At 66.5% G+C, this 6529-nt stretch carries 3 protein-coding genes and 2 rRNA genes (1 of these 5 cut by a window edge); all 5 read right to left on the reverse strand.

Translation table 11 applies throughout. From position 1 onward, the window contains the following. Window positions 1-3 precede the first annotated feature (3 nt). The gene (locus FOF52_RS12060; RefSeq protein ID WP_248590063.1) at window positions 4-1257 is read right to left on the reverse strand and encodes a serine/threonine-protein kinase; all 1254 of its coding nucleotides are present in this window, start codon (window positions 1255-1257) and stop codon (window positions 4-6) included. 231 nt (window positions 1258-1488) lie between these two features. After that, window positions 1489-2841, reverse strand: coding sequence for a M16 family metallopeptidase (locus tag FOF52_RS12065; protein WP_248590064.1), 1353 nt, complete (start codon window positions 2839-2841; stop codon window positions 1489-1491). 62 nt (window positions 2842-2903) lie between these two features. Beyond that, complete coding sequence (locus FOF52_RS12070; RefSeq protein ID WP_248590065.1) at window positions 2904-4247, reverse strand: M16 family metallopeptidase; 1344 nt, start codon at window positions 4245-4247, stop codon at window positions 2904-2906. A 306-nt stretch (window positions 4248-4553) separates the two neighbouring features. Then, a 5S ribosomal RNA gene (gene rrf, locus FOF52_RS12075) occupies window positions 4554-4669 on the reverse strand. 86 nt (window positions 4670-4755) lie between these two features. Beyond that, window positions 4756-6529 (reverse strand): 23S ribosomal RNA (locus FOF52_RS12080); it runs 1324 nt beyond the window's last position.

The following is a 6529-nucleotide window of genomic DNA, read 5'->3' on the forward strand; positions in this document are numbered from 1 at the left end:
TTCTCAGGTGCGGAACACCAGGGCCCACAGGACCACGGAGAGCAGGAGGAGGGCGAAGGCCGCCACTCCGGCGACCACCGCCACCTGCTTCTTCCGGCTCCGCTCGCTGCGGTGCTTTCCGGAACTGGTCAGCCCCAGCGCGTCGGTCGACTCGCGGATGGCGGTGAGCAGGGCGCTCACCGTCTCCGGGCGGTGCCGCTGCAACGCGTCGGAGACGTGGCTGACCTGTTCGTGCAGGTTGTTGCGGAGGACCTCGGCTCCCGCCCGGAAATGGTCGACCGCGGAGAGTTTCTCCTGGTTCTCCTGGCGCACGGCCTCGGCGCTGCGTGCCGCGGTCTCCGGACTGGTCTCCGGCGCCCACGGCGCCAGGGAGGCGATCCGCAGCATCGCGGTGGCGTTCTCCGCGGTCAGCCTCGCCTGGGGGTCGACCTTGAGCAGTCCGGCCAGCACCGGGGCCAGCGGCCCCGCGTTGGCCGCGGGAGCGGGCTCCTCCAGTTCGTCCCCGCGCAGGATCGCGATGTAGCCCTTGCGCCCGTACGGCGGGTGCCCTTCCACCGCCGCGTACAGGGTGGCGCCCAGGGACCACAGGTCCGAGGGCGGCCCCACGGGACCGGCCTTCGCCCGTTCGGGCGGCAGGTACGAGGGGGAGCCGATGATCCGCCCGGAGCTGCTGAGCGCGGACTCGCCGGTCCACGCGGCCAGCCCGAAGTCGGTCAGCACGACCCTGCCGTCCTCGCTGATCATGACGTTCTCGGGTTTGACGTCCCGGTGCACGATGCCCTCGTCGTGCGCGGCCTTGAGCGCGCTGATCAGCTGGAGGCCGATCTCGGCCACCCTGGGGTAGGGCAGCGGCCCCGCGATGTCGATGATCTCGGCGAGCGTACGCGCCACGACCAGCTCCATCACGATCCAGGGACGACCGTCCTCGTTGACCACGTCCAGGACGGTGACCACGTTGGGGTGGCTGAGCCGCCCCGCCACCCGCGCCTCGCGGGTGGTCCGGCGCAGCAGCGAGTTCCGTTCGTCCTCCGTCAGGTCGTCGGGAAGACGCAGTTCCTTGATCGCGACCTCACGGTCGAGGACGAGGTCGGTGGCCCGCCACACGGTGCCGACCCCGCCCCGGCCGATGGGCTCGCGCAGGGCGTAGCGGCCCGCGAGCACACGTTCGCCACCGGACTGGTCGTCGACTGCGACAGGGGGCCTCTGGTCGGCTGGCTCGGCGTGCGGCCGCTCTGCTGGAGGCTGTTCGATGGACACGGCTTCAGAACATCAGATCGTGGGCCATGGCGGCCTCCTGTGGACTGTTCACGACGGTCGAGACGGGCAGGAAACACGTCTTTTCGTTATACCAACGCCAACAGACGTCAGAGCAGGTGGTTGCCACATTACAGCCGCTTAGGTTCACTTTTGTTATCTCCCACGGGCTGCATCGCACGTCACGCTTTCCGTCTCTGGGGATTTTGCCAATAAAAAATGTTTAAAACCGCGTCAGGACCAAAGCGTCTCGGGATCCTGGACGAGCACCGGTCCGACGCCGAGGTCCTCCAGCGGCCCCCGCAGCGAGGCGGCGTCGCCCACGACGATCACCACCGCGTCGTCCGGGCGCAGGTACTCCCGGGCGGAGCTGTTCAGGTCCTCGGTGGTCAGCTGCTCGTAGCCGGCGCGCATCCGGTCCACGTGGTCCTCGGGCAGGTCGTACACGACCATCTCGATCAGCGCCCAGGCCATCCGGCCGGCACTGGCGTAGGCGACGGGCAGTCCCACCGTGTGGGACTCGCGGACCGCCTGGAGCTCGCTCTCGGTGACCCCCTCCTGCTGGAGCCTGGCGATCTGCTCCAGGGTCAGGCTGATGGAGTGGGCGGTGGTGGGCGCGTCCACCTGGGTGCTGATGAGGAAGAGCCCGCTGTCCCGACGCAGGTCGAACCGGCTTCCCACACCGTAGGTGTAGCCGCGCCTCTCCCGCAGTTCCAGGTTGAGGCGCGAGGTGAACATGCCGCCCAGCACGTCGCTCATGCCCTCCACCCGGGGCAGGTCGACTTCGGCGCGCGCCGGGGCGCGGTGCGCCAGCACGAACGCGGACTGCACCGATCCGGGACGGTCCAGGATGAGGATGCGGGGCCGTTCCCCCGGCGCGGCCTCCGGAGCGGTGGTGTGCCGCTGCGGGGTGGGAGCGGCGTCACCGAAGACCGCCGCACCGATCTCCTCCAGGTTCACCCCCGACAGGTCGCCGACGACCACGAGCGTCCCGGCCACCGAGGCGATGCTGTCGGCGTGGAAGCTCCGCGCGATCTCCGGGGTGAGCCGCTGCTGGTGGACGTCGCCCCCGCTGGGCGGGACCGCGTAGCGGCCGGTGAAGAGCTGGCTGCCGACGGCTCGGGCGGCCAGGGTGGAGGCGACGGAGTTCTCCAGCCGGAACCGTTCCGCGAGCTGGTCGCGGCGGCGCACGATGTCGTCGGAGCGCAGGGCCGGTGCGCGGACGGCCTCGGCCAGCAGCGCCACCGCGTCCTTGAGCCGCTTGGCGGGCGCGTCGACCCCGGTGATGAAGCTGTCCCAGCCGATCCGGCCCACCCATTCCGCTCCGTAACGCTCCAGGGCGGGGGCCAGCGAGCTGTTGCCGTCGACTCCGTCCTCAAGCGCCTCGCCGACGAGCATGGAGACGCCCATGTGCTCGTGGGGTTCGGTGATCGCCCCCGCGGGGTGGATCAGCCGCACCGCGGCGTAGGGCTGCCCAGGAAGGTCGATGGCGATGACGGTGCCGCTGCCCACCTTGACCCGGGTGGGTTTGGGAAAGACGTAGCGGACCGGCTCGCCGAGTGCGGGACGTGGCTGGAGGCTGCTCAAGAGGACTCTCCCTCGACTTCTCTGTCTGCGTCGGTGCTCGGGGGGTTCGGGGTACGGCTGGGTCAGGCGCCGGCGGTCTCGGCCGCGGCGACCTCGTAACGGAGCGAGAACCGGTTCTCGGGGGTGAGCAACCGTTTGGCGTAGTCCACGACCTCGTCCGCGGTGATGGAGGCCCAGCGCTCCGGCCAGGTGTACACGAGTTCGGGGTCGTCGAAGAGCTGGGTGTAGCCGCTGAGCGCGTTGGCGAGTCCGGCGGGGGTGGAGATGCTCTGGAAGTGGTCGCGTTCCAGGACCGCTCGGGCCCGCTCCAGTTCCTCCTCGCTGATCCCGTCGGCCAGGGCCGCGGTCTCCTCGAAGATGGCGTTCTCCAGTTCCGCGCCGCTCACCCCGTCGCGGGCGATCATGCTGATGAAGAAGAGCGACTGGGTGTAGCGGAAGTCGAAGAGGTCCGAGGAGGCGCCGCCGTCGTCGTTGGCCAGCCCCCGCTCGACGACCAGCCTGCGGTAGAGGCGGCTGCCCTGGCCCTGCCCGAGGACCGCGGAGGCGAGGTTCATGACGTCGAACTCGCGCGTGCCGTACGGGGGGATCCGGTGGACGATGAAGAGCGCGGGGGCGGGCACCTGTTCCTCGACGACCATGCTCCGCGAGCCGATGGGGCCGTCGAGGGAGGCGTCGGGGGCCTCGGCCACGCTCTCACGGGCGGGGATGCCACCGAAGTACTTCTGGACCCGCTCGTGCACGTCCTCGGGGTCCAGGGAGCTCACCACGGTGAGGACGAGGTTGTCCGGCCCGTAGTGCGTCTTGTGGAAGGAGAGTACGTAGTCCAGGTCCGCGGCGTCCAGGTCCGCCATGGAGCCGATGGTGGGGTGGTGGTACGGGTGCCCCTCCGGGTAGGCGTTGGCGAGGATCCGCTCGAAGGCGGTGCCGTAGGGCTGGTTGTCGTAACGCTGGCGGCGTTCGTTCTTCACCACGTCGCGCTGGTTGTCCAGGACCTCCTGGGTCACCCCGTCGCGCAGGGTGGCGAGCCGGTCCGCCTCCAGCCACAGGGCGAGGTCGAGCGCGTGCTCAGGCACCGTCTCGTAGTAGTTGGTGCGGTCACTGGAGGTGGAGGCGTTGAGCTCCCCGCCGAGTGCCTCGATCACCCTGAAGTGCTCACCCTTGGCCGCGTTGCCGCTGCCCTCGAACATGAGGTGTTCGAAGAGGTGGGCGAATCCGGTCCGTCCGGGAACCTCGTGCCGGGAGCCAACCCCGTACCACAGGTTGACCGCGGCCACCTGGCCGGTGGCGGCCGGAGCGGTGACCAGACGGAGTCCGTTGTCCAGTCGGTACTGCCTGATCTGCCCGGTCGCGCCGTTGCTCGTCGCCAATCCCTGCACCCCCTGCTCAGCGGATGTCGTATTGATCATGAGCCTATAGCCCCCGAAGCAGCGGGCGGCTACCTTTGCCCCGCTCTCCAGGACACCATATGCGTGTTTCCGCTGTTGGCGTGGTTCCATGGACCGTTTCGGTCCGGAATCACGCCAGGAGGGGGCGGCGTCTGGGGCGTCCGTCCGGGCACAGTTCCCGGTTCAGGGGGCCACCGCCCTGTCGTATCGTGTCCCCCTTCTGCTGGGGACCGTTTCCCGCGGTTGTGGAAAACAACAAAAAAAGGGGGGTGGGGGATTGCGTCCGGGAGAACCTCCCGACAACAACCCCCCACCCCACACGTGTGTGTACGGCGGCGACCTACTCTCCCACCCCACCACAGGGCAGTACCATCGGCGCTGGACGGCTTAACGACCGGGTTCGGAAAGGGACCGGGTGGACCCCGCCCGCTATGACCGCCGTAACCCTCACCCCACACCCACCCCCCACACGGGGACGAGCAGGGAAACCTACTCATGGATTCGTGTGCGCGAACACCTTGTATCTGCGGTGGACAAGCCCTCGGCCGATTAGTACCGGTCAGCTCCACCCCTCACAAGGCTTCCACATCCGGCCTATCAACCCCATCATCTCTGGGGAGCCTTACCCACTCACGGTGGCAGGAGACCTCATCTCGAAGCAAGCTTCCCGCTTAGATGCTTTCAGCGGTTATCTCTCCCGAACGTAGCCAACCAGCCATGCTCCTGGCGGAACAACTGGCACACCAGAGGTTCGTCCATCCCGGTCCTCTCGTACTAGGGACAGCCCTTCTCAAGTCTCCAACGCGCGCAGCGGATAGGGACCGAACTGTCTCACGACGTTCTAAACCCAGCTCGCGTGCCGCTTTAATGGGCGAACAGCCCAACCCTTGGGACCAACTCCAGCCCCAGGATGCGACGAGCCGACATCGAGGTGCCAAACCATCCCGTCGATACGGACTCTTGGGGAAGATCAGCCTGTTATCCCCGGGGTACCTTTTAGCCGTTGAGCGACGCCGCTTCCACACGCCGACGCCGGATCACTAGTCCCTGCTTTCGCACCTGCTCGACACGTCCGTCTCACAGTCAAGCTCCCTTGTGCACTTACACTCACCACCTGATTGCCAACCAGGCTGAGGGAACCTTTGGGCGCCTCCGTTACCCTTTAGGAGGCAACCGCCCCAGTTAAACTACCCACCAGACACTGTCCCCGAACCGGATCACGGTCCCAGGTTAGATGCCCGAAACAGCCAGAGTGGTATTTCACCAACGCCTCCACCCGAACTGGCGTCCGAGCTTCACCGGCTCCCACCTATCCTACACAAGCCATCCCAAACACCAATGTCAAGCTATAGTGAAGGTCCCGGGGTCTTTCCGTCCTGCTGCGCGAAACGAGCATCTTTACTCGTAGTGCAATTTCACCGGGCCCACGGTTGAGACAGCGGGGAAGTCGTTACGCCATTCGTGCAGGTCGGAACTTACCCGACAAGGAATTTCGCTACCTTAGGATGGTTATAGTTACCACCGCCGTTTACCGGCGCTTAGATTCCCAGCGTCGGCAGGCCGAAACCCACCTAACCAGTCCTCTTAACGTTCCGGCACCGGGCAGGCGTCAGTCCGTATACCGCGTCTTACGACTTCGCACGGACCTGTGTTTTTAGTAAACAGTCGCTTCCCCCTGGCCTCTGCGACCCCACCCAGCTCCGGACGCGAAGTCCATCACCAGACAGGGCTCCCCTTCTCCCAAAGTTACGGGGACAATTTGCCGAGTTCCTTAACCATGGTTCACCCGAACGCCTCGGTATTCTCTACCAGACCACCTGCGTCGGTTTCGGGTACGGGCCGTCCACACACTCGCTAGAGGCTTTTCTCGGCAGCACGGGATCACTCACTTCGGCTCAACGCCTCGACATCACGCCTCACCCGTCACGGAACACGGATTTACCTATGCTCCAGGCTACACGCTTGACCCGGGACAACCACCGCCCGGTAGAGCTACCCCCCTGCGTCACCCCATCACTTACCTACTACCCCCTCGGATCCCACGCCGACCAGCCACAACACCCGAAGGCACTGCACCAGCCGGTGGTGGTTAGCATCAGAAGCCTCGGTACTGGGCGCATGCGGACGGGTACGGGAATATCAACCCGTTATCCATCGACTACGCCTGTCGGCCTCGCCTTAGGCCCCGACTCACCCTGGGCGGATTAACCTGCCCCAGGAACCCTTAGTCAATCGGCGCCGGTGTTTCTCACACCGGTAACGCTACTCATGCCTGCATTCTCACTCCCACGCAGTCCACCACA

The organism is Thermobifida alba (genome assembly GCF_023208015.1).
Taxonomy (GTDB): Bacteria; Actinomycetota; Actinomycetes; order Streptosporangiales; family Streptosporangiaceae; genus Thermobifida; species Thermobifida alba.

What these genes read in the sequence shown, in the direction of transcription:
- FOF52_RS12070 (WP_248590065.1), bottom strand. Translation starts at nt 4,247, where the DNA reads ATGATCAATACGACATCCGCTGAGCAGGGGGTGCAGGGATTGGCGACG.